Consider the following 1,210-nt stretch of genomic DNA (forward strand, 5'->3'; position numbering starts at 1 on the left):
TAGATACTGTCTTTAAAAGCAAGCCCAATTTTCATTAAAAGGTTTGTTATTTTTAAGAACGCCAAAGATGATATGGGCTAGTTTACGCATAACAGCACAGATAATTGTTTTTGGGGTTTTACCTTTTATCTGCAGTCTATTGACAAAGCAATGAAGAGCTTTGTTATATCGCTTGGCGACTAAAGCAGCCATATAGAGGGCTTTTCTTAAACGACTATCGCCGAGTCTTGATATGGTGGTTTTACCAGTGAAAGAACCTGATTGATGTTGTTTTGGAGTAATGCCGATATAGGCAGCGAACTGTTTAGCAGTTTGAAAGGAATGAATATCAGGCATACGGGCGAGGATATAGTAAGCGGTGAGTTTACCAATGCCTTTAATGGACATTAATAAGTCTAATTTTTCTTTAAGGCGCTGGTTATTGTTAATCAGCTCATCGATTTTCTTCTGGATACATTCTATTTCCTGCCCCAATTTCTGAATCATTTTCTTTAAGGATTTTTGGGCTGTAGCACCTCGAATACTATGTAACTGATTGGTTAACTGGGTTACTTGTGCTTTAAGCATATCAAGCACTTTAGTTAATTCTTTCATCTCCTTTTGTTCTGTTGGAGTAGGTTGATACAGTCGCGGCTCCATGCGTTGACTAAATTGAGCAATAAGCTTGGCGTCAATCCTGTCATTTTTATTACGTGCCAAAGAGGCTCTGGCAAAACTCTTAATTTGAAAAGGGTTAATGACGCTCACACGAATCCCTTTCCTAACTAAGAAATCAGCTAACTCTTCACTGTAATGCCCCGTTGCTTCCATACAGACCCACGGAGAAACTGCAGATTGATTTAGATACTTTAAAAACTCGTTATGACCCTGATTTGTATTCGAGAAAACAGCATGTTTATGGCGATTGTTAATACATAGAGAACTATCAAATTTATCTTTGGCAATATCCACTCCTACAAATTCATATGCGCTCATGCTAATCTCCAATCGGCTGTAAAAATACTTGGGGTTATTTATCGTTGACCAAGCTTGCGAATACAGGCTTACTTTGACGGGCGGCCTAAGATACTGTGCGGTCGATTGATAAGTGGGGAGAAAGGCCTAATCTACGTTTCAGGCTTTTTGCCTTGCCTGGATACAAGCTCTCTTCTCCCATCCCAAGTGCCCTTGAGATTAAGCATTTCTGCCTACTTTTTAAAGATACAAGCCT

At 39.3% G+C, this 1,210-nt stretch carries 1 protein-coding gene; it reads right to left on the reverse strand.

Going from position 1 to position 1,210, the window contains the following annotated elements; genetic code table 11:
- Nucleotides 1–12: 12 nt before the first annotated feature.
- Nucleotides 13–975 carry an IS110 family transposase gene (locus ACN4Z1_RS15905; RefSeq protein WP_419388384.1) on the reverse strand — a complete coding sequence of 321 codons (963 nt, stop codon included), beginning with the start codon at nucleotides 973–975 and terminating at the stop codon, nucleotides 13–15.
- Between the last annotated feature and the right edge of the window lie 235 nt (nucleotides 976–1,210).

Origin of the sequence: Legionella sp. ST3F1 (genome assembly GCF_048553315.1) — a bacterium.
Taxonomy (GTDB): domain Bacteria; phylum Pseudomonadota; class Gammaproteobacteria; order Legionellales; family Legionellaceae; genus Tatlockia; species Tatlockia donaldsonii.

Excerpts from the sequence above, each read along its gene's own strand:
- ACN4Z1_RS15905 (WP_419388384.1), bottom strand. The coding sequence starts at position 975 with ATGAGCGCATATGAATTTGTAGGAGTGGATATTGCCAAAGATAAATTT.